28 protein-coding genes (1 of these 28 running past the window's edge) are annotated in these 26,128 nt (G+C 58.5%); all 28 read left to right on the forward strand.

The genetic code is table 11. The features are described 5' to 3' along the window. Nucleotides 1–119 precede the first annotated feature (119 nt). A complete protein-coding gene (locus ACK4FJ_RS09985) occupies nucleotides 120–842 on the forward strand; it encodes a class I SAM-dependent methyltransferase (protein WP_409765942.1) in 723 nt (240 codons plus the stop codon). Then, nucleotides 839–1,816: a Gfo/Idh/MocA family oxidoreductase gene (locus ACK4FJ_RS09990; RefSeq protein WP_409765944.1), complete on the forward strand. Its 978-nt coding sequence runs from the start codon at nucleotides 839–841 to the stop codon at nucleotides 1,814–1,816. The genes ACK4FJ_RS09985 and ACK4FJ_RS09990 overlap by 4 nt, the downstream gene beginning before the upstream one ends. Then, nucleotides 1,816–2,946, forward strand: a complete 1,131-nt coding sequence (locus ACK4FJ_RS09995) for an SGNH/GDSL hydrolase family protein (protein ID WP_409765946.1) — start codon at nucleotides 1,816–1,818, stop codon at nucleotides 2,944–2,946. The genes ACK4FJ_RS09990 and ACK4FJ_RS09995 overlap by 1 nt, the downstream gene beginning before the upstream one ends. Then, complete coding sequence (locus ACK4FJ_RS10000) at nucleotides 2,943–4,928, forward strand: hypothetical protein (protein WP_409765948.1); 1,986 nt, start codon at nucleotides 2,943–2,945, stop codon at nucleotides 4,926–4,928. Before ACK4FJ_RS09995 ends, ACK4FJ_RS10000 begins: the two co-directional genes overlap by 4 nt. Next, nucleotides 4,925–5,908 (forward strand): NAD(P)-binding domain-containing protein, encoded by a 984-nt coding sequence (locus ACK4FJ_RS10005; RefSeq protein ID WP_409765950.1) that lies wholly within the window; start codon nucleotides 4,925–4,927, stop codon nucleotides 5,906–5,908. Before ACK4FJ_RS10000 ends, ACK4FJ_RS10005 begins: the two co-directional genes overlap by 4 nt. A gap of 41 nt (nucleotides 5,909–5,949) precedes the next feature. Further along, nucleotides 5,950–6,837: an N-acetylneuraminate synthase family protein gene (locus tag ACK4FJ_RS10010; RefSeq protein WP_409765952.1), complete on the forward strand. Its 888-nt coding sequence runs from the start codon at nucleotides 5,950–5,952 to the stop codon at nucleotides 6,835–6,837. A 4-nt stretch (nucleotides 6,838–6,841) separates the two neighbouring features. Continuing rightward, nucleotides 6,842–7,147: a hypothetical protein gene (locus ACK4FJ_RS10015; RefSeq protein WP_409765954.1), complete on the forward strand. Its 306-nt coding sequence runs from the start codon at nucleotides 6,842–6,844 to the stop codon at nucleotides 7,145–7,147. Further along, nucleotides 7,144–7,890 (forward strand): class I SAM-dependent methyltransferase, encoded by a 747-nt coding sequence (locus ACK4FJ_RS10020; protein ID WP_409765956.1) that lies wholly within the window; start codon nucleotides 7,144–7,146, stop codon nucleotides 7,888–7,890. The genes ACK4FJ_RS10015 and ACK4FJ_RS10020 overlap by 4 nt, the downstream gene beginning before the upstream one ends. A gap of 10 nt (nucleotides 7,891–7,900) precedes the next feature. Continuing rightward, nucleotides 7,901–8,632, forward strand: a complete 732-nt coding sequence (locus ACK4FJ_RS10025) for an acylneuraminate cytidylyltransferase family protein (protein ID WP_409765958.1) — start codon at nucleotides 7,901–7,903, stop codon at nucleotides 8,630–8,632. 99 nt (nucleotides 8,633–8,731) lie between these two features. Beyond that, nucleotides 8,732–10,060, forward strand: coding sequence for an aspartate aminotransferase family protein (locus ACK4FJ_RS10030; protein ID WP_409765960.1), 1,329 nt, complete (start codon nucleotides 8,732–8,734; stop codon nucleotides 10,058–10,060). Next, nucleotides 10,057–10,503, forward strand: coding sequence for a VOC family protein (locus tag ACK4FJ_RS10035; RefSeq protein ID WP_409765962.1), 447 nt, complete (start codon nucleotides 10,057–10,059; stop codon nucleotides 10,501–10,503). Before ACK4FJ_RS10030 ends, ACK4FJ_RS10035 begins: the two co-directional genes overlap by 4 nt. A 17-nt stretch (nucleotides 10,504–10,520) precedes the next feature. Continuing rightward, nucleotides 10,521–11,336 carry a sugar phosphate isomerase/epimerase family protein gene (locus ACK4FJ_RS10040; RefSeq protein ID WP_409765964.1) on the forward strand — a complete coding sequence of 272 codons (816 nt, stop codon included), beginning with the start codon at nucleotides 10,521–10,523 and terminating at the stop codon, nucleotides 11,334–11,336. A gap of 1 nt (nucleotide 11,337) precedes the next feature. Continuing rightward, entirely contained in the window at nucleotides 11,338–12,102 is a 765-nt protein-coding gene (locus ACK4FJ_RS10045) for an SDR family NAD(P)-dependent oxidoreductase (protein WP_409765966.1), read from the forward strand. Beyond that, nucleotides 12,077–12,733: an SIS domain-containing protein gene (locus ACK4FJ_RS10050; RefSeq protein ID WP_409765968.1), complete on the forward strand. Its 657-nt coding sequence runs from the start codon at nucleotides 12,077–12,079 to the stop codon at nucleotides 12,731–12,733. The genes ACK4FJ_RS10045 and ACK4FJ_RS10050 overlap by 26 nt, the downstream gene beginning before the upstream one ends. A 50-nt stretch (nucleotides 12,734–12,783) precedes the next feature. Beyond that, the gene (locus ACK4FJ_RS10055; protein WP_409765970.1) at nucleotides 12,784–13,593 is read left to right on the forward strand and encodes an SDR family oxidoreductase; all 810 of its coding nucleotides are present in this window, start codon (nucleotides 12,784–12,786) and stop codon (nucleotides 13,591–13,593) included. Between the two features lie 14 nt (nucleotides 13,594–13,607). Beyond that, on the forward strand, nucleotides 13,608–14,681 hold the full coding sequence (locus tag ACK4FJ_RS10060; RefSeq protein ID WP_409765972.1) for a radical SAM/SPASM domain-containing protein: 1,074 nt from the start codon (nucleotides 13,608–13,610) through the stop codon (nucleotides 14,679–14,681). Between the two features lie 10 nt (nucleotides 14,682–14,691). Further along, nucleotides 14,692–15,381 carry a class I SAM-dependent methyltransferase gene (locus tag ACK4FJ_RS10065; protein WP_409765974.1) on the forward strand — a complete coding sequence of 230 codons (690 nt, stop codon included), beginning with the start codon at nucleotides 14,692–14,694 and terminating at the stop codon, nucleotides 15,379–15,381. Next, nucleotides 15,345–16,709: a polysaccharide pyruvyl transferase family protein gene (locus ACK4FJ_RS10070; protein ID WP_409765976.1), complete on the forward strand. Its 1,365-nt coding sequence runs from the start codon at nucleotides 15,345–15,347 to the stop codon at nucleotides 16,707–16,709. The genes ACK4FJ_RS10065 and ACK4FJ_RS10070 overlap by 37 nt, the downstream gene beginning before the upstream one ends. Further along, a complete protein-coding gene (locus ACK4FJ_RS10075; RefSeq protein ID WP_409765978.1) occupies nucleotides 16,706–17,392 on the forward strand; it encodes a class I SAM-dependent methyltransferase in 687 nt (228 codons plus the stop codon). The genes ACK4FJ_RS10070 and ACK4FJ_RS10075 overlap by 4 nt, the downstream gene beginning before the upstream one ends. After that, complete coding sequence (locus ACK4FJ_RS10080; protein WP_409765980.1) at nucleotides 17,392–18,459, forward strand: polysaccharide deacetylase family protein; 1,068 nt, start codon at nucleotides 17,392–17,394, stop codon at nucleotides 18,457–18,459. The genes ACK4FJ_RS10075 and ACK4FJ_RS10080 overlap by 1 nt, the downstream gene beginning before the upstream one ends. Next, nucleotides 18,456–19,874 (forward strand): glycosyltransferase, encoded by a 1,419-nt coding sequence (locus tag ACK4FJ_RS10085; protein ID WP_409765982.1) that lies wholly within the window; start codon nucleotides 18,456–18,458, stop codon nucleotides 19,872–19,874. The genes ACK4FJ_RS10080 and ACK4FJ_RS10085 overlap by 4 nt, the downstream gene beginning before the upstream one ends. After that, nucleotides 19,874–20,806 carry a glycosyltransferase gene (locus tag ACK4FJ_RS10090; RefSeq protein ID WP_409765984.1) on the forward strand — a complete coding sequence of 311 codons (933 nt, stop codon included), beginning with the start codon at nucleotides 19,874–19,876 and terminating at the stop codon, nucleotides 20,804–20,806. The genes ACK4FJ_RS10085 and ACK4FJ_RS10090 overlap by 1 nt, the downstream gene beginning before the upstream one ends. Nucleotides 20,807–20,819: 13 nt before the next feature. Then, on the forward strand, nucleotides 20,820–21,515 hold the full coding sequence (locus ACK4FJ_RS10095) for a class I SAM-dependent methyltransferase (protein WP_409765986.1): 696 nt from the start codon (nucleotides 20,820–20,822) through the stop codon (nucleotides 21,513–21,515). Next, the gene (locus tag ACK4FJ_RS10100) at nucleotides 21,512–22,381 is read left to right on the forward strand and encodes a glycosyltransferase family 2 protein (protein ID WP_409765988.1); all 870 of its coding nucleotides are present in this window, start codon (nucleotides 21,512–21,514) and stop codon (nucleotides 22,379–22,381) included. Before ACK4FJ_RS10095 ends, ACK4FJ_RS10100 begins: the two co-directional genes overlap by 4 nt. Next, nucleotides 22,378–23,433 carry a glycosyltransferase gene (locus ACK4FJ_RS10105; protein WP_409765990.1) on the forward strand — a complete coding sequence of 352 codons (1,056 nt, stop codon included), beginning with the start codon at nucleotides 22,378–22,380 and terminating at the stop codon, nucleotides 23,431–23,433. The genes ACK4FJ_RS10100 and ACK4FJ_RS10105 overlap by 4 nt, the downstream gene beginning before the upstream one ends. 35 nt (nucleotides 23,434–23,468) lie before the next feature. After that, nucleotides 23,469–24,338 carry an alpha-1,2-fucosyltransferase gene (locus ACK4FJ_RS10110; RefSeq protein WP_409765992.1) on the forward strand — a complete coding sequence of 290 codons (870 nt, stop codon included), beginning with the start codon at nucleotides 23,469–23,471 and terminating at the stop codon, nucleotides 24,336–24,338. Beyond that, on the forward strand, nucleotides 24,323–25,315 hold the full coding sequence (locus ACK4FJ_RS10115) for a glycosyltransferase family 2 protein (protein ID WP_409765994.1): 993 nt from the start codon (nucleotides 24,323–24,325) through the stop codon (nucleotides 25,313–25,315). The genes ACK4FJ_RS10110 and ACK4FJ_RS10115 overlap by 16 nt, the downstream gene beginning before the upstream one ends. Nucleotides 25,316–25,331: 16 nt before the next feature. Next, nucleotides 25,332–26,128, forward strand: partial view of a glycosyltransferase family 4 protein gene (locus ACK4FJ_RS10120; protein WP_409765996.1) — the 5' portion only. Its footprint extends 556 nt past the window's final position; 797 of the gene's 1,353 nt are visible here — the first part of the coding sequence; it begins with the start codon at nucleotides 25,332–25,334; the stop codon falls past the right edge of the window.

Consider the following 26,128-nt stretch of genomic DNA (forward strand, 5'->3'; position numbering starts at 1 on the left):
TATGCCGTTTCTGCGGCGAATCTCTAGTAGAGACAGGTCGAACCTGCTCCGACCGTCCCGAGCTGGCGGTGATGCGTTGCGCCGCTTGCGCTCTTGTACAGATTGCTGACATCGGGCATGTGCAGATCGACCACTATGCCGCGGATGACTATTTCCCCTTGGACAGTGCGCCAATTTATGAACGCGAGGCTCACTGGAACATCAAGCGTATAGCGCGCTTGGAGGCGCTGCTACCGAATGCCCATAAGCGCCATATTCTCGATTTCGGCTGCGGCATTGGCGGCTTCCTACGGCGCGCCGCAGGCCATTTCGCCAGCGTAACCGGTTTTGACCTCAGCAGCCGCCTAGTAAAAAGCCATCGCGCAGCGGGCTTTGCCTGCACCAACACGCTGGATGAGTTGCCGGCTGATATCGACACCATTGTTCTGTTTCATGTTCTTGAACATGTGGCATATCCGTGGGATACGCTAATATTGCTTCGGGAACGCTTCCCCAAGGCCGACCGATTTGTCCTCGAGGTTCCGAACACCGACGAAGCGCTCAACACTGCCTTTACCAGTGAGGCTTATGCGCGCAATCACTACAGCGCAGATCATATCTGGTATTTCACCAACAAGACGCTGCGTGCGGTTGCTGAGCGTGCCGGACTAGATGTCCTCCTGGACACCCAATTGCAGCGCTATACTCTGGGGAACACCTTCGGATGGCTGGCCGAGGGTCGCGGTGGCGGCCAGAACAAGTGGCCCCGTTTTAACGACACTGCCTTAAATGACGCCTACGAGCAGGCCCTTATTGACCAAGGGCTGGCCGATTCCGTTTTCATGATTTGCAACCCGCGATGACTGCACCAGCGAATATCCTACTGATCGGCGGCGGCCGCATGGGTCAACGCCATTTACGCGGCCTGTTTCGTCATGCGGTGAACCTTCATCTGGTAGAGCCAAGCTCCGAAGCCATGGATGCCTGCGTCCGGATCGTCGCCGATTATCCCGATGCGACCCTCGCGGCCTTTCCGTCAATAAGCGCCCTGCCGCCTGACGTCACCTATATGGCCGCCGTAATGGCCGAGACCGCCGCTGGACGATTGGAGCGCTTCCAGCAAATACTGGCTCTTGGCGTGCAGAACATCCTGGTCGAAAAGCCGCTCGAGCAGAGCCGCGCGCGCGTTGCCGCCATGGTCGAGGCAGCACGCATTAGCGCGTGCCGCGTGTGGTCGAACCACTACCGCCGCAATCTGCCGGGATTCAAGCCGCTTGTTGGCAAGGGCCCCTACGTGATTTCTGTCTCATCAGGTGCAATGGGCCTAGGCTGCAATGGTATCCACTGGCTGGATTTCGCTCTGCATCTTTCTGGTTGCAAGAGCGGCCGGATGCTGTTCGGTGAAATCGACTCTACTCCGATCCAATCCGGGCGTGGATCGCAGTTCCAAGATTACGGCGGACGCGGCCTTTTCGCCTTTCCGGACGGATCGCGTCTTTTTCTATCCTGCACTGCGGCCAGTTCCGCACCGACTGCATTCTCCATTCTCGGCCCACACCTGCATTGGGTAGTAGACCAGCACGCCGACACGGCCAGCCAGCACTGGCGAACGCCGGACAGCAGAAAGCCGAACTACCTGTATGGCGCAGATTACGAGACTCGCTCCGCACGAGGCCTTGAGCAGGCCGATCTGGCAGAACAGACCAGTGAGTGGCTAGCAGCGTTGCTGGCCGGCCGCAATCCTAGTAATCCCCTGCTGAGTCAAACAGCCCCGGCTTACGAATTGCTGTTTGACTTGCTCGAAATCAGCGGAAGAAGAGACTTCGCTTTCACCTAATGACGATTTTCAGCTTCATAATCGGGTTTGTCGCAGCCCTTGTAGTCACGGAGTTGCTGTTTCGCCTCTGGCATCGCAGGACTTACGGGCGCGACTATTTCGTCGCAATCAAATTCCCTTGGGACCGTGGACACGTCGTGTCGCATCCCTTCCTTACCTTCGCCTACCGTAAACACGGTATCATCGATATCAACCAGACGATCCCATATGCGCTCTGGCCTGATCGATTTTATTCGTTCAGGCAGCCTCTGCGTCTGAATAATATGGGACATTTCGGTGACGACTTCCGCATTGAGAAGCCTGATGGCGTATTGCGCGTCGCCTGCCTAGGCTCATCGGGAACGGCCAACAGCATCGCCGATGACGAGCGGGACTGGTCTTATCCAGAACTGCTGCGCGAGAAGCTGCTCACCGACCCCGGCATTGCAAGAAAATATCACGATGTCGAGGTACTGAACTGTGGGATCGGCGGCTGGACTACGCTTGATGTCCTCGTCAACTACACTCTTAATATCACCCACCTAAAACCCGATGCGATCATTTTCTATCAGGGCCTGAATGACCTGCCGCTGCACCTGATGGATGATTACGCTTTGGACTATACGCATGGCCGACGCAACCTTGGTGAAGCACTCCACGTCATCAAGCGGGGCTACTGGTTGCCGAAGATTCGCTGGTGGCACAGCTATGAATTTGCGAAGGACCGGCTGGTCGGCACTGGCAATGTCCGCAACGAAGTTCTGGCCCGCGTGGAAACCAGCATTCCAGATTACAGTCGCCCCTATCGACCGCTTGTGGCCGAAGAAATGGCGTTGCGTAACCTTCTCATCCTTGCCCGGGCTCATGGCAGCCATATCATTATTTCTTCGTACGTTTTCTATCTTCACAATGATTCGCAGCGGAATCGCAAGCTGCGCGAGGGTGTAACCCTTCAGAACCAGCTATACAGACGCCTGGCGGGTGAATTCGGCGCCCCCTTCGTCGATCTGGATGCACTGATGCCGCGCGATCGAGAACATTTCGTCGACGCAGTGCATTTCACTCCGCAAGGCATGCGCTTTATGGCTGAGCATCTGGGTAATGCGCTGCTGCGCGACATCCATCTGGCCACAACCGAGGCAGAGTCGTGAGCACGTTGGCCTTCGCGGAAACAGTGGGGCAGGCCAAGGCGGCACTGATAGCAGATTCGGCCTGTATCCTCGTAGCAGTTACGCCCGTGGTCGACGATTGGGCAGAGCGGGAGGGCCATACATACTGGCGTGCCGATGCCCTTATGCCCGAAAACTGTTTCGCTGAACTCGCCCAGACTACTATCGACCTTGTCGAAGCGGCAGCGGATCGCGTTGACACCCTGAAACGTGGAATCTTGCTTGCCAATCCGCATGACGCTGACATTTCTCTGCGCGGCTATTTCCATTACCTAAAGGCTAATCTGGACGGTTATTTTATTCGGTTGGAGCAGATCGCCGCCGCACTGACCATACTGAAACCCGCGCGCTTGATCGCATTCCGGCTGCCCGATGAGCCAGTCCAGACGGGTATTACTTCGTTTGACAAACCGGTCTGGGGAGCGACCAGCCGCCTCGCTCCGCGCGTAGCCGAGGCTCGCCATATTCCCGTCGACTGGCTTGATCATCCGGGCGACAATCCATTGGCACCCGCACCAGCAGCACCGACCGAACCAGAAACACTCTCGCTCTCTCCGGCTGCAATTCACCCCTCTGCCGCCAAACCCGCTCTTTGGGTGCGTATTTTACATCGCCTGTTCCCGGCGCGGCAGTCTGGCGCTGCCACCCGCACCGCCAACAATGCCCCGCTGCTTCTACACGCGCAATTCAAAGACCTAGGCGACGCTATCATAGAGAACTGGGTCGCACGTGGTGGCGAGATCGCGACCATGCAGGAATTCCTCGACCGCTATGCCGACCCTGACAGCATTCAGCCAGCCGATCAGGAGACTTGCCGTTTACTTTGGCAGGCGATACTGAACGATCCTGAGATTCATGCCATGTTGACCCGATATGGGGTACCGCTCTTCTCTTGTATCGAAGGCCAATGGCGAACCATTGTCGTAGACCTTTTTCCGGCTCTGCTCAGTCTTCAACGACGGGCTCGCCAGGCTTTGTCGCGACGCGACCGGAACGTAGTTTTCCTGGCTGGCGGCATGGTCGACTCGAATTACATCTGGGGCCGAGCGGCTCATCGAGCGGGCGCGCCATTCGTGTCACATCATTACGGCGGCTTCCTTGGATATGCGTTACTGCCCATGCATGAGCGCTATGACATGGCCGACTGCGATTATTTCCTATGCGGCGGCCTAGAATCCGCAGAGACCTTCCGCCAACCATCACCGCTTACCCGCTGGCGTGCTAGCACCCGCCGTGCGCGCCCCGTAGCGGTGGGCATGCCGTGGGTTGAGGAGATCATGCAGACCAGCCGCAAGCACGCTGCTGTTGCGCAGCGCGGCCAGAGACGCCTTATGGTGATTCTTAATGCCATGGTCGGCGATTGCCGATACATGGGATATGTATTTCCTTCCGAACTGGCCTATTGGCGTTTCTGTAAAACCCTGATCGAACGGCTTGCGATAATTCCAGATATGGAGATCATCGTTAAGCCACCTCTGCACAGCCGCTATCCGCAATTGAGATCGCCAGTCGAAGACTGGATTAGAACGCTGACGGCTCCGAATATATCAATTCTACCGGAAATTCCCCTTCGGGATTGCCTGGATCGAGCTGATGCCTTCGTCACCGAAAGTCCAAGCACGCCACTGCTACATCTAATCGCAACCGACAAGCCAGTCCTTGCTTATATTGACCGGGAGGTATATCGGCTGCAGCCTGGTGCACGAGATGCTCTGCGCCGGCGCTGTGCCGTATTCGCCGAAACCGAGGCGGATTTCCTGGCCGAGACCACTGCCTTCGCCAAGCAGCCAAGATGGTCGACAACTCCGGTTGACGATGACTTCCTGTATAAATACGTGATCGGGCGAGGCCAAGCCGCGCAGCGTGCGGTCGACTTCCTATTCGCAGCCGCCAGGCGGCACCCTCTTTCCGATGCAGCTCTCGATCGGATTTCACACGGCCATACGGGTCAGGAAGCGGCATGACGCGCCTGAATAACAACGCTGCCGTCACGATCATGGGCACTGGCGAGATGGCCGCAGCCTATATAAGCGCCCTGCTAACACTCGGGGTGCCTGCCGAGCATATCAGAGTCACCGGACGAAGCGCGGAGAAGTATACCGCGCTGGCCCATCGCTTCGGTATTCAGGGGCTAAGCCTACCTGCGCTACGTGGTGATGGCCCGGCAATCTTGGCCGTCACGCAAGACGCCTTGCCGGCCGTCACGCGCCAGGCCTTGGCGGCCGGTTTCCGCCATCTTCTGATCGAGAAACCGGGCGCACTTTCCTCAACAGCTCTAGCCGGCCTAACGAAAGATGTTGCCGACGCCAAGGCAAATGCATTTGTCGCTTTCAACCGCCGTTTCTACCCATCCGTAATTGCCTTGCGCAACGCTATTGCAGAGGATGGGGGGATCCGCACTGTGTTTTTCGAGTTCACCGAGGTCGAACGCCTGGTTCTCGCCGAACAAGAAATGAAGCGGCTACCGAAAATTGTTACTGATCGCTGGGGATTATCGAACTCCACTCATGTAATTGATCTTGTTGTCTTCCTTATGGGTAAGCCCGTAACGATGTCGCCACTGCAGGAAGGCAGCCTACCTTGGCATGAAACTGCTGCATCTTTCGCAGGGTCAGGGCGGAGCGAACGTGGCGCCATCTTCAGTTATCTGGCCAGTTGGGGCACTGCTGGACGCTGGCGAGTGGAAGTAACCACACCCGCCCGGCGCCTGTTCTTGTGCCCCCTGGAGACCCTGCAGGTGCAGATGAAGAACTCTTTCAGCGTCGAACCCATCGTCATTGCCAGCGAGCCGACCAACGTCAAGCCAGGCTTGGCTGGTATGCTTGCCGAATTCCTGCAGCCGCATGGCGCGAGGCCGACAAATCTGCCCGACCTGTACGAAAGCGTCCAGACCCTGCGGATCGCTGAGACTATTTGCGGCTACACTCAGAATAGCGTTGCCTAGCATCCACGATTCCAACAATTGCATATCCAGGAGAAAGCAATATGACGAAGGGCTTCCAATTCACCACAGACATGATCCAGAGCGCGCCGTGGCCCATGCCGAAGAAAGTCTATTTCATCGCGGAAATCGGCATCAATCATAACGGCAGCCTGGACATCGCCCGCAAGCTGATCGATGAGGCGAAGGAATGCGGCTGCGACGCCGTCAAATTCCAGAAGCGCACCATCGATATCGTCTATTCGCCGGACGTTCTGGCCCAGCCGCGCGAAAGCCCCTGGGGTACCACCCAGCGCCAGCAGAAGGAAGGCCTGGAATTCGGCAAGAAGGAATACGATGCCATCGATGCCTATTGCCGTGAGAAGGCCATCGACTGGTTTGCCTCGGCCTGGGACATCCCCAGCCAGGAATTCCTGCGTCAGTACAACTCCCCCTACAACAAGGTCGCCTCAGCCATGGCGACCCATCAGCCTTTCCTTGAAGTCGTCGCCTCCGAAAAGAAGCCGACCTTCCTGTCGACCGGCATGTGCACGCTGGAACAGGTCGATGCGGCAGTCGCCATCTTCAAGAAACACAACTGCCCCATCGTGCTGATGCACACGGTCTCGACCTATCCGAGCCCGGAAGAAACCCTGAACCTGCGCTGCATCACCACCCTGCGCGAGCGTTACAATGTGCCGGTCGGCTATTCCGGCCATGAAGCGTCCGTATCGCCCAGCCTGATCGCCGCCATGATGGGCGCCGTGGCCATCGAGCGCCACATCACGCTTGACCGTGCCATGTATGGCAGCGACCAGGCCGCATCGCTGGAGCATGCCGGTCTGGCCCAGCTTGTTTCCACCGTAAAGAAAATTCCCGCCGTGCTCGGCTCCGGCGAGAAGACCGTCAGCGACGCCGAAATGGCCGTGGCCAAAAAGCTGCGCTACTGGTAAGCCGATGATCTACTGCTTCGATATCGATGGCACCCTGTGCACGAACACGTACGGTGCCTACGAAAAGGCGGAGCCATGGCCCGACCGGATCGCCATCGTCAACGCGCTTTACGATCAGGGTCATACGATCAAACTCTTCACGGCACGCGGCACTACCACGGGCATCGACTGGCGCGCGGTCACCGAGGCCCAGATGAGCCGCTGGGGCGTGCGATATCATCAGTTGATCCTTGGCAAGCCGGAAGCCGACATCTTCATCGACGACCGCGCCTTCAATTCCGAGACCTGGGACTGGAGCTCGCACAGGTGACCGCCGATCCGGACAATAAACAAGCCGCTTCAGTCATGGAGCGGGCTGAATACCTCAAGTTGTCTTACGACCCAGTGAAGGCGCCTTTCACCAGCTACCCTGCCAAGCTAGCAAAGTATGTTGGCGAACGCTGGTTCGCACGACGCGGTCGACTGCTGGATATTGGCTGCGGGCGAGGTGAATTCCTGAGCGCCTTCGCCTCGCTCGGGTACGGTGCCGTTGGGATCGATATTTCGCCCGCTGCGCCGGACTTTGCCCCCGAACACGAAGTTCATGTCGCCAATCTCGAAACCGACCCCCTGCCGGTTCCCGCGAACAGCTTCGATCACGTTTACTCCAAGTCGGTCATCGAGCACCTTCGCAACCCCGATGCCTTTCTCGCCAAGGCTTTCGCCGCTCTGGTTCCTGGTGGCGACGCCGTGATCATGACGCCGAGCTGGATTCACAATGCCTGGGGCCCGTTTTACATTGACCACACGCATGTGACACCTTTCACTGGCCCCAGCCTGGAGCAGGCCATGCAGCTCGCCGGATTCGAGAATGTCCGCGTTATTCATTTCTATCAGTTGCCGTCGGTATGGCGCTGGCCGGCTATGGCCTGGATTTGCCGCCTGATCGCATGGCTGCCGCTGCCGTTCCGGCCGATGCATCCGACGGCTCCTTGGCCGAACGAAGTCAACAAATTCATTCGCTTCTCGAACGAGGTCATGCTGTTGGCCTACGGAACGAAGCCGAGTATCTGAGCAAGTATCCATGAAGACCTATGCCATCATTCCGGCGCGCGGCGGCTCCAAGGGCGTGCCCGGCAAGAACATCAAGCCGCTTGGCGGCTTTCCGCTGATTGCCTATTCGGTTCTCGCAGGCCTGCATGCCGGCTACGACAAGGTCTTCGTCTCCACCGACGATCAGGGTATCGCCGATATCGCGGCGAAGTTCGGCGCCGAGGTGCCGTTCCTGCGCCCGGCCGAAATGGCTGGCGATCGCGCACCCGACCGCGCCTATATCCAGCACGCGCTGGATTTCTGGCGCGACAAAGGCGCCGAGCCTGATGCCCTGGCGATCCTGCGGCCGACCACGCCATTGCGCGACCCGGCCATCCTCCGCGAGGCCACGGCACTGCTGGCCGCTCGCCCAGATGCCACCGGCCTGCGCTCGGTGCATCCGCTGCCCGAGCCGCCGCAGAAGATGATGGGTCTCGAGGATGGCTGGCTCACCGGCCTTTTCCCACATGATCCACGGCCCGAATATTACAACCTGCCGCGCCAGGCCTTCCCGGCGGCCTACCAGCCGAACGGTTATGTCGATATCGTCACCACGGCCCATATCCGGGCAACGCCGCCCGATGCCGGCATCTTCGGCCCAAAGGTGCTAGGCCAGCCGACACCCGTCTCGGTCGAGGTCGACACGATTGAGGAATTCGAACTGCTCGAATACCAGATCGGGCGTCGCCGCCCGGTCATTCTCGATTATCTGCAAGCCCGCTAACCACCAACCAAACCGCGATACTGGAAACGCTTCATGGCTGCCTTTGCCTTCTCCCGCATGCCCGTCACCCGTCCGCCAGTCAAGACGCAGTATCGCTGCGTGCAGACGGCGCTGCCCGTTCCGGAATCCCTGCCGATCCTGAACGACCTGGAGCAGTTCGAATCGCGCTCGATGCACGGCCAGATGCCGGTGGTGTGGGACCGTGCAGAGGACTTTCAGGTGTTCGACCGCTGGGGCAACACCTGGATCGACTACACCTCCACGATCTTTGTCGCCAATGCCGGGCATGCCAATCCGCGCATCGTCAAGGCCCTGCGAGAGGTGATCGATCACGGCCTGCTGCATACCTATTCCTATGCTACCGAGATACGCGCGAAATTCCTGCGCCGCCTGATCGAAGTCACCCCGGAGCAGTTCGACAAGGCCTATCTGATGTCCTCCGGTACCGAGGCGACCGAGGCAGTGGTCAAGCTGATGCGCATGAACGGCCAACGCCGCGGTAAACGCCGCCTCGGCATCATGTCCTTCGAGGGCGCCTATCACGGCCGCACACAGGGTGCCGCGATGATCGGCGGCACTGCCGCCGGGCGCACCTGGATCGGCTTCGAGGATCCGAATGTCCATCAGGTGCCGTTCCCCTACACATGGTCGTTGAAAAACGGCGAAACCGGCCGCGACCGCTTCAACGCGCATCTCGATCTGCTGCGCGGCAAGGGGCTTGACCTCGCCAAGGATCTCTGTGGTTTCATGTTCGAGGCCTATATCGGCTGGGCCGCGGCCTTCATTCCCACCGATTATGTGCAGGCGGCGGCGGAATTCGCTAAGGCCAACGGTATCCTGCTGGGCTTCGACGAAGTGCAGGGGGGGTTCGGTCGCACCGGTAAAATGTTCGTGCATGAACATTATGGTGTCGAGCCGGATCTGATCGCTACCGGCAAGGGCATCAGCTCCAGCCTGCCGCTTTCAGCGGTGCTGGGCCGCAAAGAGTTGCTCGATCTGCCCGATGTCGGTTCGATGTCTTCGACGCATTCCGCCAACCCCCTGGTCTGCGCTGCAGGCCTTGCCAATCTCGATGAGATTGTGAGCCGCGATCTGTGTGGCGCTGCGGCTCGCATGGGCAGAATCATGCTCGACCGGCTCCGCGCCATACAAGCAAAATACCCGGACCGCATCTCTCACGTGATTGGGGAGGGCATGCTGGCTGCACTGATCTTTAAGAAGCCCGGTAGCGACGAGCCAGATGGCCTGACCGCGAGCCTGATCTGCCAGCGTGCCATGCACAAGGGAGTTCTTCTCGTGCATACAGGCCGCGAATCGATAAAGTTCGGCCCGCCCCTCACCATGCCGGAAGACGTCATGAATGAAGGCATGGATGTGCTTGAGGAGTCGATCGAAGAGATCATTGCGGAACAGGCGGTCGCGGCATGACCATGCTCCGGCATGTCGGTATCGTCGTGTCCGATCTGGAGCGTGCGCTGTTCTTCTATCGCGACTTACTCGGCTTCTCTGAAGCGCGCATCATGGACGAGAGCGGCGACTTCATCGACGCCATTCTCGGGATGAATAAAGCGCATTTGCGCACGGTGAAGTTGGCTAGCGCCGACAATGCGTCGCAGATCGAACTCCTAGAATTCATGAATCCGTTGGTTCGCGATATCAACCGTAACATCGACTTAAGCACACGCGGCCCAACGCATATCGCTCTGACGGTCGACGGGCTTGAAGCTTTGCATCAGCGTATGAGCGCAGCAGGCGTGGAATTCACTACAGCCCCCAGAAGGTCGGTCGACGGCAGAGCGCTAGTCACTTTCTGTCGCGATCCAGACGGCACCTATGTTGAGCTTGTCGAATTATTGGAGCCGCCGCAATGACAATTCCAGTTGGAATCATGCAAGGCCGTCTGCTGCCGCCCTACGACGGGCGATTCCAGGCTTTCCCTGCCCGTGCCTGGCGCGAAGAGTTTCCGCTTGCCGCAGAGGCAGGCCTGTCATGCATCGAATGGATCTACGAAAAACCGCATGAGCAGGACAATCCGCTCCGCACCGATATCGGACTGGCTGAATTGCGGGCGCTATCCGCCTCCAGCGGCGTGCGTGTGCGGTCGATTTGCGCCGACTACTACATGACTGAGCGTCTGGTAGATGAAGGCGCCGTCGTGCAGGCTGCCAATATCGAACATCTTAAATGGCTGATTGGCCGCGCCAGTCTACTAGAAATTACCTACATCGTACTGCCCTTCGTTGACGCCTCCTCGCTCAGAAGTGAGGCGGCGCTCGCCGCGGTAATCGCGGTACTACGCGATCTCGCTCCGCATACTGCGAGTTATGGCGTCGAACTACATCTTGAGACCGATCTGCCGCCCGCTACGTTCCGAGAACTTCTTGCCGCCATCGGGCACGAAAAGGTGAAAGCTAATTTTGACATCGGAAACAGCGCCTCACTGGGCTACGATCCGGTGGAGGAGCTGACTGCATTGGCGCCATATCTAGGCAGCGTGCATGTGAAAGACCGTAAACTTGGCGGATCCACTCAGCCGCTCGGTACGGGCAATGCCGATCTGCCCGCAGCTTTTCGTATGATCCGCAAGACGGGCTTTGAGCGCTGGCTGATTCTGCAGGCAGCTCGCGGCGAAGATGGCGGCGAAGTCGAGCTCGCCCGCCACAACCGCGATCTGACCGAAAAGCTCTGGGAGGCTGCGGCCTGACATGGAACTCGGCTTAGCGGGCAAGCTCATCCTGGTCTCAGGCGCGAGCCGCGGCATCGGCTTGGCAATTGCCCAGGCTTTTGCCCAGGAAGGCGCTCGCGTGGCCATGGTGGCGCGCATGCAGCAACCCCTGACTGAAGCCATCAGCAGCATAACCGCCCGCAGCGAGGTGCGCGGCTTCACTGCCGACATGACCCGCGATGAGGAAATCCTCGCCACGCTGGATTCTGTAGAACGAAGCATGGGGCCTATCGATGCCGCCATTGCCAATGTGGGCAGCGGCATGTCGCAAGCTGGCCATGCCGTGCCGCAGGCCGAATGGCAACGCGTACTGTCGCTCAATCTCCTCGGCGCGACAGCGCTGGCTGCCTATGCCATTGATCGGCTGGCCCCCCGGCAGGGCAGCCTGACCATGATCTCATCTATTGCTGGTCTGGAAGCAGTGGGCGCCCCCGCCCCCTATGCCGCCGCAAAAGCTGGCCTGCAGGCGGCTGTAAAAAGCCTGGCGCGCAGCGCCGGCCCGCTAGGAGTGCGCGTCAACGCGGTAGCGCCTGGTAACGTGATGTTTCCGGGCGGCACTTGGGATCGTAAGCTGTTGGAGAATCCCGCTGGTGTCCAGGCCATGCTGCAGAGCGAGGTTCCGTTGCGCCGTTTTGCCAAACCGGAGGAAATCGCCGATGTCGTGGTTTTCTTGGCTTCGGACCGCGCTAGTTTTGTAACAGGCTCAACCTGGGTGGTGGATGGTGGACAAACACGTGGCTTCTGACAGCAAACCCGCTTCTGGCGCAGATCCCCGCTTAGCGGCGGTACAAGGGATTTTCCAGCGTTCAATCGCCCTGAAACAGACGACCCAGGAGAATTACCTTGGTCCGCTTCTGGCCATGGCAGACCTCTGTGTCGCATCTCTCGTTGGCGGCGGCAAAATTCTAATGTGCGGCAATGGGGGATCCGCCGCAGATGCCCAGCACCTCGCTGCCGAGCTTCTGGTGCGCCTCCGTCCGGACGTGAACCGCGACGGCATTCCTGCGATTGCCCTAGCACTGGATCCGTCTTCGATGACCGCCTGTGGTAACGATTACAGCTACGAGGTCTTCTACGAGCGCATGACCCGTACGCTGGGCCGCAAGGGCGATGTACTGCTAGGCATCACCACTTCTGGAAAATCGCCGAACGTTTTAGGCGCCATGAGGGTTGCGCGCGAGAAAGGCATGCCTGTGATCGGCTTTCTGGGCGGCGACGGCGGCCCCGCGCTGCCGCTCTGCGATATCGCCTTCGTAGTGCCAAGCAAGGAAACCGGGCGCATCCAAGAAGTCCACATCACCGCCGGCCATGCTCTTATGGAACTTATCGAGGATGGCCTTCTGGCTGCCGGCGCGATCCAGAGAATTAAAGCCTGATCATGACCATGCCACGCAGCCCCCTTGCCAGTGCGCCTGCCTCCGTTCGGATGGCTTTCGACCTGTCAGGCCGCACTGCAGTCATCACAGGCGGGGCCGGACTGCTCGGTCAGCGTCATGCTGCTGCCGTGGCGGAAATGGGCGCGACCCCGATACTTGTGGATTCCAACATCACAGCTGCACGACAGATCGCCGAACAGATCGCTGCTCGTTATGGCGTAGCTGCAGCAGCCTACGGCATCGACATCACCGACTCGCAGCAGGTGGATGAACTGGCCGCGGAACTCCGCGCCCGCGGCAATGTTGATATCCTGATCAACAATGCGGCCCGCAATCCGAAGGTCGAGGATGGCAACATTAACTTCAGTCGTTTGGAAAATTTCCCGCTTTCCGAATGGCAGAATGATATCGCTGTCGGCCTGACCGGCGCCTTCCTGCTCAGCCGCACCTTCGGCGAAGACATGGCACGCCAGGGCAAAGGTGTTATACTCAACGTCGCCTCCGATCTAGCCGTCATTGCACCCGATCAGCGGCTCTATCGCAAGGATGGCGTTCCCGAAACCCAACAACCGGTCAAGCCTGTAACATATTCTGTTGTGAAGGCCGGTCTGATTGGTCTGACTCGATACCTCTCGACCTACTGGATCAACCGGGGCGTTCGATGCAACGCCATCAGCCCGGGCGGCGTCTACGCCGGGCAGGATGAGGTTTTCCTGAGCCGTATCGAGCAATTAATCCCACTTGGACGCATGGCGCACAGGGACGAATACAAGGCCGCGATCGTTTTTCTGGTCTCGGATGCTTCATCTTATATGAACGGCGCAAACCTGATCGTGGATGGCGGCCGCACGAGCTGGTGACGACGGAGTACTCAATGCAGATTGTCAAAGCGATCACACGCGGCGTTCGTCAAAGCCTGACGGTCGCCCCCCGAACGCTCCGCGCCATCCCGCGCGCCCTGATAGCTATACCACAGATACTGAACACGGTCCCTGCCATCGAGGAGTACCAGATTCAGCGCCGCATCCGCCGCGAATTTGACAAAAGCCGCCCGCATGGCGTTCTACCAGTCCAGCTCGCTATTGAGACTGTTAATCGCTGCAATGCAGCCTGCGTGATGTGCCCCTACCCGACATTGCAACGCACCAAGGGGATCATGTCGGCCGAAACTCACAAGCTGATCGTTGACAAAGTGGCTGCCTGGGGTGCGCCGATTCAGCTTATCAGTCACGCCGGAATGGGCGAGCCACTGCTGGACCGCACGATCGTCGAAAAGATCCGTTATGAGAAAAGCGTATTCCCAAAGGCACGCGTCGCCATCTACTCGAATGTCAGCGCGCTGGAAGAGCATCGTGCAGAGCAGCTCTTCGATGCCAAACTAGACATTCTCTCCGTCAGCCTGAATGCCTTCTCCAAAGACGTATATGAAACAGTAATGAAGCTGCCTTACGAACGAACGCAGAAGAATCTGCACCGCTTCATCGAGATGAACAATGTTCGCGGCAAACCTGTTGAAATCCACGTTTCGCTGATTCCCACCGAGCACCACACAAAAGAGGAAATCCAGGCCTTCCGCGATTACTGGACACCGCTAGTGCATAATGTTGTCATCCCACCCTATATTGGCTGGGGAGGGCATTTCGAGACCAAGACGCGAAAACGCCAGTATTCCTGCCGCTACGTCTGGCAGGTCATGCAGGTGGACTGGGATGGCACCGTTGCCATGTGCTGCGAGGATTACGAAACCAAGTTCCCGCTCGGCAATCTGACAAAACAATCGCCGCAGGACGTCTACAACAGCGAGATGTTCCAGGAGCAGCGGCGACGTCAGGTTGATGGTGATTTCGAGATGCCAGACATCTGCAAAAACTGCATCGAATCACAAGATGTCGCCCGCGATTTCTGGAAGACAGCCACCGTCATTCCCGCTCCGGCCCCTTCGAAGTGACACAGGCATCATGCTGACTGGTACCATCGGCAACTTTTTCCGCCAGTCGTTATATGGCGTCTATAAGCATAGCCTCGGCCGGGTGCTGGGCTGGGGCCTGACGATCAACTATTTTGGCTTCCCTGCCGGCCATTCGCCAGTGCCCAGCCCGGCACGTCACTATATCGATACCTTCCTCACTCACTATGACGATGCTGTGCATGGCCGCGTAGTTGAGTTCATGCCGCCATATTACCGTGATCGCTATCAGCATCGCCCCACCGTAACCGACTATGAGGTCTGGGACACCGTCGAAGCGCCGGGCGCAACCATTGTGGGCGACCTGCAGGCGGCAGGCCATCTGCCGGATGGCTGCTTTAACACCTTCCTATGTACACACGTCTTGTGCAATGTGCCTCGCCCATGGCTGGCGGTACAGGAGATGCACCGGCTTCTGGCCCCAGGCGGAGTGGTGTTATGCACCGTACCGATGGTACTGCAAGGCTATGCCCCACACCCTGGGGACTACTGGCGCATGACGCCGGACTCCCTACGGCTATTGTTTGCTGATTTCACACGCATCGAAATTCATACTTATGGCAATGCAGCGACGGCATCGGGCTCGCCCCAGTATCTGATGAAGCATCATTTCTCGCCGCAGGTTCTGGACTTTCATGATCCAGGATGCCCAAGCATCGTAGCCTGCGCCGCTTGGAAATGATTATGTCAAAACCGCTGCGAGTTTTTGTCGATCATGGTGAGGCGTATGGCAATCTCGGCGACGAAGCCATGCTGTCAAATGCTCTGCGCCGCCTTCAGGCGCAACTCGGCGAGTGCATTTTCGTTATTCCACGAGAGGGTACGCGCCCACTTCCGGTTTTCGACGGTTGGCGCGTCGAGGAAGTCCCCTCGCCGTTCCTTTTTTACATGGCAGTGCGAGACTGCCTCCAGGCGCTGTTGACGCGAATGCGAGGCCATGGCCTGCCACTAGCGGAATTAACTCTGCCCCAGATATCGGCCGCGGCACACCTGCTGTTCGGCCTCAAGAAACATGGAGTAGCGCGTAAAATATGTGGTGATCTCACCTCACTTATCGCCGCGCTCAGATCCTGCGATGCCTTTTATGGGGTCGGCGCCGCTGATTTTAATGACTTTAACGCGTTTGGCGCAGCTTACAAAACTTGGCTCTACGAGGCCGTACGCCCCTTCGTCGCGGTTTCTGCGGTAGGACCGCAGGGTTTCGGTCCGCTTACGCGCACCGATCTGAAGAGTCTTATGGCGCGTGCCTTCGATCGTCTGGACCTGCTCGCCTTTCGCGATCATGCGTTCAGTGCGGATTATACTCGCACCCTAGCCTTGTCGCACTGTCGCACGAAGATCACCGCTGACGAGGCGCTCAGCCTACCGCTTGCTTCTGATGCCGACCGTGATTCCTACCTGAAATCCGCCGGTTTGGCGCCGGCTGAAAATTTCATAGCCGTACATTGGCGATCGACAGATTACACGCAGGATACAGACCGATATTACGACAAGGTTGCCGCTGCCTTCGATACTGCTACGGAACTAACCGGGCTACGCCTCGTCTTCTTTCCGATGAGCTATGACGTCCACTCACGTCATGACAAGGATTGCGGAGCCGAACTGGCGGCCAGGATGAAACATTCCTCTCGCCTGCTGATGGCGCCGGTAACCAAGGACGTGCAATTGATCAAGACCAGCATTGCCGCAGCACGCTTCACACTCGGCCTATCCTATCATGTGCACGTCTTCGCTTTATCCGAGGGTAAACCCGCAATCATCATCTTCACCGGCGACTACTACCGTTTTAAATCCCATGGATTGGTAGACTTCTATGGCGCGCCCTCCACGGCCATAGACCTTGCGACGGCCGATGAGTCTGAATTGCGCACTGCCATCCAGGTGATACATAGTCAGCACGACAAGGCAGGCCACAAAATCAAGACCGTCAACGCCGAACTCGCCAAGCGTAACGACTGGGTCATTAGTGAAATGGCCGCATTGCTGCGCCTGAAGGGCCGCCTGACGTGAACCTGCTCAGCCGCCTACTCGGCAAACAAGCTCGGCCCGTGAATTGGGGTGACTTACGCCGTCTGACTCCGATCAGCGCCGCCTTCGGTCAGGATCGAGGCACGCCTGTTCGCCGCCATTATATCGAAGCCTTTCTCGACAGCTGCCGCGCCGACCTGCATGGCCGTGTCCTGGAGGTCGGCGATGATCGCTACGCGCAGGCCTTCGCCGCAGCGGACGCCACCATTGACGTGCTCAGCCCTTCGGCAGAAACGCCAAAGGTGACAGTCGTCGGCGATTTGATGACCGGTGACGGCATACCAGATGAACGGTTCGACGCCATTATCCTCACTCAGGTTCTGCATGTGATCTACGACATGCGCGCATCGATCGCGACCGCCCACCGGGCACTCAGGCCAGGCGGTGTGCTGCTGGCTAGCTTGCCAGCGCTGACTCAGATTAGCCGTTTCGATTACGACCGCTGGGGAGATTACTGGCGCGTCACCGACATGGCCGCACAGCGTCTTTTCGACGAGGCTTTCCCCGGTGGCTCCGTAACCACCACCGCCTATGGCAACATCCTAACCGCCACCGCTTCACTCTATGGCGTTTCTGCACAGGAATTGAGCGCCGCCGAGCTGTCGCATTATGACCCCGACTATCAGATTCTGGTCGGCGTACGGGCACAGAAAGCGGATCACTGATGCTGATGCGCGTCCTCCGGGCACCACGCAGCCTTTGGCGGCTCGGCCAAAACCACGTCGCTGCTTGGCGCAAACGACGCGAACCCAAGGGATTGATCCTTCTGTATCACCGAGTGGCGGCACTGGAGTCCGATCCGCAGCTGCTGGCGGTCACACCGGAGAACTTCGATCGCCATATCGCACTACTAAAGACGCTAGGCACCCCAATGCATCTAAGCGATATGATTGCCGCCGCCGCCGCCGGACGACTGCCTCGCCGAGCCATTGCCGTGACTTTTGATGACGGCTATGCAGATAACCTGTATTACGCCAAGCCCATCCTGCAGCGCCATGCTGTGCCCGCGACGGTATTCATCGCCACCGATTTCATCGAACGCCAACGCGAATACTGGTGGGACGTGATCGAGCGTGCAATTCTTGCGCCCACGCCGCTGCCTGATCCGCTGATCCTGCCTTTCCCCGAGGGGCCACGGCAGTGGCCGGCGAGCGGCGACTTTTTGCCGGCGCCTGGATGGTCGGTCCTGTCGTCGGACGATCCCTCGCCGCGACACAGCCTCTATCGCGCCCTCATGACTGCCATCAATCCTCTGTCGCGCGATCAGCGAGACAAAGTGCTATCGGCCTTGGTGACTGCGGCCCAGATACCGGAGGAAGCTCGAGACAGCCATCGTCCGCTCACCCGCGCTGAGGTCGTCACGCTGGCAGAAGGGAATGTGGTTACCATTGGCGCCCATAGCCATCATCATCCCCGTCTCTCTGGACTGTCGGCGGCCGAACAGGAGACAGAAATCGACACCGGACGGCAGCGCCTTACTGCTTGGCTGGGCCAAGATATAGACACCTTTGCCTTTCCTTACGGAAATCTGGACGCCTATTCAGGTGAAACCGTATCTCTGATAAAGCGCAAGGGCTTTGTCCTTTCCTGCTCCAACTATCCCGGACTGGTACGTGGTGATACCGACCGATACCAGCTGCCGCGCCTGTTGGTACGTAATATTACCCCTCAGGCATTGCAGAATCTGATTATCGAGAGTTTCGACCACCTGGAACCGGGCTTGAGGGCATGAACATCCTTCAAGTTAACACCGCTTATCATCAGGGTGGCGCGGCGATGGTGGCAGCCAATCTACAACGCCGCTATCAAGCGCTGGGACACCATGCATGGATGGCTGTTGGCCATACAACGCAAAAGCACAGTGATGTTTTTGTCATTCCAAACGAACCGCCCGCTCCGACAGCGCCGCCATTGCAACCTCGCCATACGTTCCGTGGATTCGCCCAGCGCATTATACGCCGGCTGGGCCTGAATCCGCATTCGGGTAGAATGCAGGCATCGCTACGCAGACAATCCGAACCAGGTTACGAGGATTTCGATTTTCCCGGAACGAGAATGCTACTCGATCTGCCCCCGGCAGAGCCGGATATCCTGCATTGTCACAATCTGCATGGTGATTATTTCGATCTTCGACTATTGCCCCAGCTATCGGCCAAATTGCCGGTGATCTGCAATCTACACGATGCTTGGATGCTGGCTGGGCATTGCGCGCATTCTTTCGATTGTGAGCGCTGGCGTAACGGTTGTGGCGCATGCCCCGACCTCACCATACCACCAGCCATCCCAGTCGACCGCAGCGCCGAGAATTGGCAACGCAAAGCGGCAATCTACCGCGCCAGCCGCCTGCATGTGACTACGCCCTCCCGTTGGCTGATGCAGAAAGTCAAAGCATCTATGCTGGCTCCGGCCTTGCAATCGGCGCGAGTGATTCCCAACGGCGTGGATATGCAATGGTTCAAACCAGGCAACAAGATTGCGGCGCGGCGCGCTCTGAATCTGCCTGAGGATGACCTTATTCTGATGTTTGCCGCAAACGGCATCAAGGGCAATGTCTGGAAAGACATCGCCACTCTGCGCGATTGCCTGGCGCGGCTAACCCCACCGGCCGGTCGTCAGCTACGGCTGCTCGCGTTGGGCGAGACGAGCGCACCTGAACAGGTCGGTCAGGCGACAATTTCCTATGTGCCGCATGTATCGTCGCCTGATCGTATGGCCAGCTACTACCAGGCCACTGATTTTTACGTGCATGCTGCGCGGGCTGACACATTCCCCAATGTGGTGATCGAAGCCCTGGCTTGCGGCACGCCAGTTGCGGCAACCGCCGTGGGCGGCATTCCGGAACAAATCCGCAGTCTGCATGTCCCTGGCACGGCACACGACCAACAGGCATGGCCTGCCGAAAGCGCCACGGGCCTACTCACGCCGCGCGACCCTATCGCCCTGGCGACGGCCTTAAATTACATCCTCGACAAGCCGGACCTAATCGCCATGCTCGCGGCTAACGCCGCGCGAGATGCCGCCGCCCGCTTCGATCTCGACCGCCAGGTAGCTGCACTGCTGACTTGGTACGAGGAAATCCTGAGCGAAGCGCCTTCCCTGGAAACCGCAGACCCTTCATCACCACATATTCTCCCCCCCCGACTCTGATGACCAATTCCATTTCTGTTACGCCCGCCACCCCAGTCGTTTCTGTCGTTCTGGGATCGTATAATCGCCTCGCCTTCCTCAAGAGCACAGTGGAAAGCATTCGCCGCGAGATTGACGCTCTGCAAGGCGCCGGCGAGATTATCGTCGTGGACGGCGGCTCGACTGACGGCAGCATCGCCTGGCTAACCGCACAGAAGGATATTGTCAGCATTATCCAACATAATCGCGGCGAATGGCGTGGGCGGCAGATTCGTCGCCGCTCCTGGGGTTACTTCATGAATCTCGGATTCAAGGCCGCCCAGGGCAAATACATCTGCATGGTCAGCGACGACTGCCTTCTGCATCGCAACAGTCTGCGCAACGGCATCGCACATTTCGAGAGTCATCTGGCTAAGGGCGAAAAAATCGGCGCAGTTGCATTCTACTGGCGCAACTGGCCCGAGCAGGCGCAATATCGGGTCGGTTTGACGCTGGGCCGGCGCATGTTCGTCAATCACGGCCTCTATCTCAATGACGCACTGACCGAAATCGGCTATATCGACGAGGAACATTACTCCTTCTACCATGCCGACGGCGACCTCTGCCTGAAGCTCTGGGACAGAGGCTGGGCCTGCATCGATTGCACCGATGCCTATGTCGAGCATTTTTCTGACGCCAACACCGAAGTGCGTGCCAGCAATTTAGTCGGACAGAACAGGGACTGGAACGTATTTTTGTCGCGGTGGACCGCACTGGTCGACCCCACCAATCCGCATAGTCTTGGCGGGTGGATCGAGCGCGACCATGAGGACACCGACCAGACATGGCGTCAGTTTCCGGCTGACGAACTGCGCCGGATGAAATGGACCAACTGGCGCCGCGCCGTCGAGCGCCGCGTACCAGGCCTTTCCCGGCTGAAGAGCCTGGCAAGCCGGCGCGGCCGAATTCTGTAGAAGAGCGAACACTATGACCAACATTCCGCGCTCCACTTCGGGCCAACCCGCGCCGGCAAACGGCACCAAGCTGCATCTGGGCTGCGGCCAGCGTTATCTGGATGGTTATCTGAATATCGATTTTCCGCTAAACAATCACACAGTGCAGCAGGCCAGCGTTGCCGATCTACATGCCGATATCTGCGGTTTGCACTATGCGCCGGGGTCGATTGCAGAAGTTCGCCTTCACCATGTGTTCGAACATTTTCGTCGCCCTGTAGCCAGCGCTCTACTGGCCACGTGGCATGGCTGGCTGGCCGATGGCGGTCGTCTGCATATCGAGGTCCCCGATATGCTGCGCACTCTACTGACGCTGCTGCATCCGCTACGCAGTTTCAATGATCGCGCAGTGGCTGAGCGTCATCTGTTTGGTTCGCATGAGGCGGACTGGGCCGCCCATTATGAGGGGTATACGGCCAAAGACTTGTGCCATATGGTCAAATGTTTTGGCTTTGAGCCGATAGAGATTCGGCGCAACGGTTGGAAACAGACTCACAATATTGAGATTATCGCTGTCAAACCACCGGGGTCAGCGCTCGACCATATGACCGCCGCTCGGACATTCTTGCGCAACTTTCTCGTCGACGATACGGAGGGGGAGCTGGCATTACTGGAAACCTGGATGGTCATGTTCGCGGCCCAGTACGCGCGCGGCCAAGCATCGAAATGACGCCAACTATCTCTGTCGTCATCCCGACATGGAACCGCGCGGATATGATCGGAACCGCGATACGAAGTGCGTTGGCCCAGACTATGCCCCCCTTGGAGGTGCTGGTCTGCGATGACGGATCGACCGATACAACCCGGAAGATCGTATACGAATTGGGGGACGCCCGAATTCGCTGGCTGGCCGGACCGCGCGGCGGTCGGCCCTCGATACCCCGCAACCGCGGTCTGCGCGCCGCTAAAGGTGAGTGGATCGCCTTTATCGACAGCGACGACGAATGGCTGCCAGGCAAGCTGGCCCGGCAATTATCAGCTATGGCGATATCAGGTCGCCGCGCAAGCTGCACCGAGGCGATCCGCGTCGTTCCGGACGACGACAGCCAGAATCCACTGCTTGGGCGCACCGATCCGGTGATCCGATTGCCTGAGTTGCTGCTCGACAATCAGGTAATCTGCAGTTCGGTGGTCATTCACCGCTCCCTTCTGGACCACGCCATCGGCTTCCCCGAGCAGAAGAATTTGACCGTGGGTGAGGATTATGCGCTCTGGCTCCGCATTGCCTGTTTAACGGATTTCGACTTCATCTCCGAACCGCTGCTCCGTTACCGGGATAACCCGGCCTCAAGTATTCGGGCGGCAAGCCCCGATGGTTGGACGCAACATATCACGGTGGTCGACAATTTTGCAGCCTGGTGCCGTGACCAGGGATCGACAATGGCAGTGCCCCTGCAACTGGCGCGTCAGGAGATCCGTAATACCAAAGAACGCCGGCGCGCCGCCAGACGCGCGCAATGGCGGGGCCGTGCCTCGCGGGCCCTTGGTCCGCTGCGATCGGTTCTGCGACGCCTGCATGCGGCGGGGCGCACATGAACGTCGAACTTCTGCCGGCTGGCAGTATCCGCAGCGTGGATGTTGTCATACCGCTGTATAATACAAAAGATTTCATCCTCGAGGCCATTCAGTCCATCCTCGACCAGACATACCCGGTCAATGCCGTTCTGGTTGTCGACGACGGGTCCAAGGATGGGTCGCCCGAACTGGTGGAGCAGAGCTTCGCAGACGACCCCAGGGTCCGTCTTTTACGGAAGCCGCATTCTGGCCTCAGCGACACTCGCAATCATGGCTGTCGACAGGCGACTGCCGAATACATCGCCTTCCTCGACAGCGACGATGTCTGGGAACCTCACAAGCTAGAGATGCAAATGGCTCTGTTCGCCACCTCGCCGCTCAGGCCCGGTGTTGTCTACTGCAATTACAGCGCCATGACCGCGGATGGCAGCCCGCTTGAAACCGAGAGAATCATCGCACCCACGCTGCGCGGACAGATCTTCGATCCCCTGCTGTCCGGCAACTACATCTCCGGCTCCGCCTCGGCCGTGGTCCTGAAGCGTGAATTGCTGAAGCAGGTTGGTCTGTTTGATACAAGCCTGAAGTTTGCTGAAGATTGGGATTTCTGGCTCCGGTTGGCACATGCGACCACTTTTGATTTTGCGGATCAGCCGTTGGTACGCCTGCGTCGACATCCAAACCAAATGCAGACTGGCCATACGCTGACCCGTCTGATCCGCCAGGTCGAGGCACAGATCGTCATCTGGGGCAAATGGCAGGAAGCGGTGGCCAGGAACGTCAATGCGCAGGTCGTAATAAAGGAAAACCTGAACTGCCTGACCACTGCCTCGGATATTGCGCCATGGCGCCTCTTCGCCTGTCTGCGGGAGATCGAGGCGATGTATGCGCGCGTCCGCCCCTATACTTTCGCAACCCGGCTCTACGGCCCCCCCTTCCTGCGCCCTCTGCGGCTTTGCATAACGATGCTGACATATCCGATAAAGCGCCACATCAGGAAGCTTGCGATAAAAACTGGCTTTCGCCCCCTCCAGTTCCTGCGCACGGCGCGTGCCTTTTTCACGGCAGCGCGCTGAATGCACATCATCCTGTATTGTAGGTTATTCTGCACATGATTGTGATTCGCCTTCTCGGCGGTCTCGGCAACCAGATGTTTCAGTATGCTTTCGGGCGCCGTCTGGCGTTAGAACGCGGGGTACCACTGAAACTGGATATCGAGAGCTTCCGGTCCGACAAGCTGCGCAATTACGAGCTTGGCCACTTAAACATTAAGGCAGAGCTGGCGCACAAAGCCGATCTCGCGAACATGATTCCATGGCCGCAACGGCTGCATCCGCGCTTGGCGCGCCTGGGTCGATACTGGCCGAGCCGGATGCCGACGGTGCATGAGCGCGGCTTCCAGTTTAATCCGGCAGCCCTGAATTGCGGCTCGTCGGCCTATCTGATCGGGTATTGGCAGAGCGAGCGCTATTTCAGCACCATCGCCGACACTATCCGCGCCGAATTTCAGCCGGTCCAGCCACTCTCGGCGCAGCGCATAGCACTGGCCGAACAAATGGCCACAGTTAACGCCATTTCCTTGCATGTGCGCCGCGGCGATTATGCCAGCAACCCTGTGACGCTGGAACATCATGGCCTCTGTCCGATCGAATGGTATGTCGAAGCGATGGGCCGCATGGCCGAGCGGATAATTGATCCGGTCTTTTTTGTCTTCAGTGACGACCCGGAATGGACCCGCTCCAACCTGCCGCATCGCTGGCCGTTGGTCTTCGTCGACCCGCAGGGAGACGGCCGCGATTTCGAGGACATGCATCTGATGGCGCGTTGCCGCCATCATATCACCGCGAATAGCTCATTCAGCTGGTGGGGGGCATGGCTCAATCCCCGCCCTGACAAACTCGTATTCGCGCCGCGCCGCTGGTTCGCGACAAATGCGCTCGATACTCGCGACCTGATTCCTGACACATGGAGCCGCTTGTGACATCCCCACGCGTCAGCGTTATTCTGCCGCTCTACAACGGTGCCGACCAGGTCGGCGAGGCAATCCAGAGTATTCTTTCACAAACCTTCGTCGATTTCGAATTGATCGTGATCAACGACGGCTCGAAAGACGATTCGTCTGCCGTAGTACGGTCTTTCTCTGATCCGCGCTTACGCCTGATCGAACAGGAGAATCGTGGCCTCGCGGCCACCCTTAATCTCGGAATCGAGATGGCGCGCGGAGAATTCATCGCCCGTCAGGATCACGACGACCTCTCCATGCCCGACCGCCTGGAGAAGCAGGTCGCCTTTCTGTCCACTCATCCAGATCATGCCTTGCTGGGCACCCGCTCACGAATACACGTGAATAATACACCGACCGAACGCGGTCATGACCATCCGCTCGATGACATGAATATCCGCTTCGAGTTGCTGTTCGATTCGCAGTTTGTCCACAGTTCTGTAATGCTGCGCCGCGACGCTGTGCGGGCGATCGGCGGCTATACCACCGACCCGCAACGCCAACCACCGGAAGACTTTGAACTCTGGTCCCGCCTTGCCCGCCGGCACCGCATGGCTAATCTGCCGGATCGACTGGTTATATACCGTGAAATGCCGACCAGCATCAGCCGTACCGTCTCGTTTCAAGACAAGGTGGCATTGATCAGTGCCGAGAACCTGGCAGCTACCCTGGGACTGAGCCAGCCCAGCCAGGAAATGCATGACGCAGCCTCCCTTCTGCTCCGCTCTAGTACCCGCCTGTCCCGCCACCCAAATTATCAGCTCATGACCAGCATCATCCGCCGTGCGGCAGAACGGATAGCTCAGGGACGGCAGGACGAGGAATTTACCAGCCGCCTGCGCTATCGTCTCGCCTCCCTTCGCTACCACTACATGAACTACAGGCACCCATACCTGAGGACTGCCCTATCTGCGGCACGACCGCTGGCCCAGCGCCTGATCAACCTAATACGCTGAAACAGAACCACACGGTATGCGCCTTCTATTTTGCTGCGAATTCTACGCGCCAAGCGTCGGCGGCGTTCAGGAGGTCATGCGACAAATCGCCGAACGCATGGTCGCACGCGGCCACGAGGTGACGGTGGCGACTACAAAACTGGCAGCTCGCCACTTCTCCGAACTTAACGGCGTGCATATAAAGGAGTTTGGGATAACCGGAAACTCGGCCGGCAGAATCGTGGGCGAGGTCGAGCGCTATCGACAGTTTGTGCTCGATTTTCCCGCCGATGCCATTCTGATCAAGGCCGCACAGCAATGGACTTTCGACGCCCTGCTGCCCATCCTTGATCGCATCCACTCTAGAAAAGTCTTCATCCCCTGCGGCTTCTCCGGCCTGCACAATCCGGCCTTCGCACAATATTTTCGTGAATTACCGAAGCACTTAGCCGCCTTCGACCGCCTGATCTTCTATGCCAATCAGTATCGGGATATCGATTTCGCCCGCCAGCACGGGCTGCAGAACTGGGTGGTGATCCCAAATGGTGCCGACGAGCGGGAATTCGGACCAATTCCGCAGGCGAACGATCTGCGCAAAAAACTGGGCATCACACCACAACATTTTGTTTTCTCTACAGTCGGCAGCTTGACCGGTCGCAAGGGCCATCTTGAACTGGCTATGGCGTTCGCTCGTATGAGAACACATGGCCGCGCGGTGACTCTGATACTTAACGGTAACGCGCTACTGCCGCCGCAGATCGACAGATTTAAACGGCATGCAGATGACATGGCGGCGCCTTCCACAATGACCTATATCCGGAATCTGGCCCGCAG

Origin of the sequence: Ferrovibrio sp., assembly GCF_046297595.1 — a bacterium.
Taxonomy (GTDB): Bacteria; Pseudomonadota; Alphaproteobacteria; order Ferrovibrionales; family Ferrovibrionaceae; genus Ferrovibrio.

What these genes read in the sequence shown, in the direction of transcription:
- ACK4FJ_RS10005 (WP_409765950.1), top strand. Translation starts at nt 4,925, where the DNA reads ATGACGCGCCTGAATAACAACGCTGCCGTCACGATCATGGGCACTGGC.
- ACK4FJ_RS09995 (WP_409765946.1), top strand. Translation starts at nt 1,816, where the DNA reads ATGACGATTTTCAGCTTCATAATCGGGTTTGTCGCAGCCCTTGTAGTC.
- ACK4FJ_RS10070 (WP_409765976.1), top strand. Translation starts at nt 15,345, where the DNA reads ATGCCCAAGCATCGTAGCCTGCGCCGCTTGGAAATGATTATGTCAAAA.
- ACK4FJ_RS10015 (WP_409765954.1), top strand. Translation starts at nt 6,842, where the DNA reads ATGATCTACTGCTTCGATATCGATGGCACCCTGTGCACGAACACGTAC.
- ACK4FJ_RS10080 (WP_409765980.1), top strand. Translation starts at nt 17,392, where the DNA reads ATGCTGATGCGCGTCCTCCGGGCACCACGCAGCCTTTGGCGGCTCGGC.
- ACK4FJ_RS10035 (WP_409765962.1), top strand. Translation starts at nt 10,057, where the DNA reads ATGACCATGCTCCGGCATGTCGGTATCGTCGTGTCCGATCTGGAGCGT.
- ACK4FJ_RS10100 (WP_409765988.1), top strand. Translation starts at nt 21,512, where the DNA reads ATGACGCCAACTATCTCTGTCGTCATCCCGACATGGAACCGCGCGGAT.
- ACK4FJ_RS10060 (WP_409765972.1), top strand. Translation starts at nt 13,608, where the DNA reads ATGCAGATTGTCAAAGCGATCACACGCGGCGTTCGTCAAAGCCTGACG.
- ACK4FJ_RS10110 (WP_409765992.1), top strand. Translation starts at nt 23,469, where the DNA reads ATGATTGTGATTCGCCTTCTCGGCGGTCTCGGCAACCAGATGTTTCAG.
- ACK4FJ_RS10105 (WP_409765990.1), top strand. Translation starts at nt 22,378, where the DNA reads ATGAACGTCGAACTTCTGCCGGCTGGCAGTATCCGCAGCGTGGATGTT.
- ACK4FJ_RS10090 (WP_409765984.1), top strand. Translation starts at nt 19,874, where the DNA reads ATGACCAATTCCATTTCTGTTACGCCCGCCACCCCAGTCGTTTCTGTC.
- ACK4FJ_RS10025 (WP_409765958.1), top strand. Translation starts at nt 7,901, where the DNA reads ATGAAGACCTATGCCATCATTCCGGCGCGCGGCGGCTCCAAGGGCGTG.
- ACK4FJ_RS10085 (WP_409765982.1), top strand. Translation starts at nt 18,456, where the DNA reads ATGAACATCCTTCAAGTTAACACCGCTTATCATCAGGGTGGCGCGGCG.
- ACK4FJ_RS10010 (WP_409765952.1), top strand. Translation starts at nt 5,950, where the DNA reads ATGACGAAGGGCTTCCAATTCACCACAGACATGATCCAGAGCGCGCCG.
- ACK4FJ_RS10050 (WP_409765968.1), top strand. Translation starts at nt 12,077, where the DNA reads ATGGTGGACAAACACGTGGCTTCTGACAGCAAACCCGCTTCTGGCGCA.
- ACK4FJ_RS10040 (WP_409765964.1), top strand. Translation starts at nt 10,521, where the DNA reads ATGCAAGGCCGTCTGCTGCCGCCCTACGACGGGCGATTCCAGGCTTTC.
- ACK4FJ_RS09990 (WP_409765944.1), top strand. Translation starts at nt 839, where the DNA reads ATGACTGCACCAGCGAATATCCTACTGATCGGCGGCGGCCGCATGGGT.
- ACK4FJ_RS10045 (WP_409765966.1), top strand. Translation starts at nt 11,338, where the DNA reads ATGGAACTCGGCTTAGCGGGCAAGCTCATCCTGGTCTCAGGCGCGAGC.
- ACK4FJ_RS10065 (WP_409765974.1), top strand. Translation starts at nt 14,692, where the DNA reads ATGCTGACTGGTACCATCGGCAACTTTTTCCGCCAGTCGTTATATGGC.
- ACK4FJ_RS10095 (WP_409765986.1), top strand. Translation starts at nt 20,820, where the DNA reads ATGACCAACATTCCGCGCTCCACTTCGGGCCAACCCGCGCCGGCAAAC.
- ACK4FJ_RS10115 (WP_409765994.1), top strand. Translation starts at nt 24,323, where the DNA reads ATGGAGCCGCTTGTGACATCCCCACGCGTCAGCGTTATTCTGCCGCTC.
- ACK4FJ_RS10055 (WP_409765970.1), top strand. Translation starts at nt 12,784, where the DNA reads ATGGCTTTCGACCTGTCAGGCCGCACTGCAGTCATCACAGGCGGGGCC.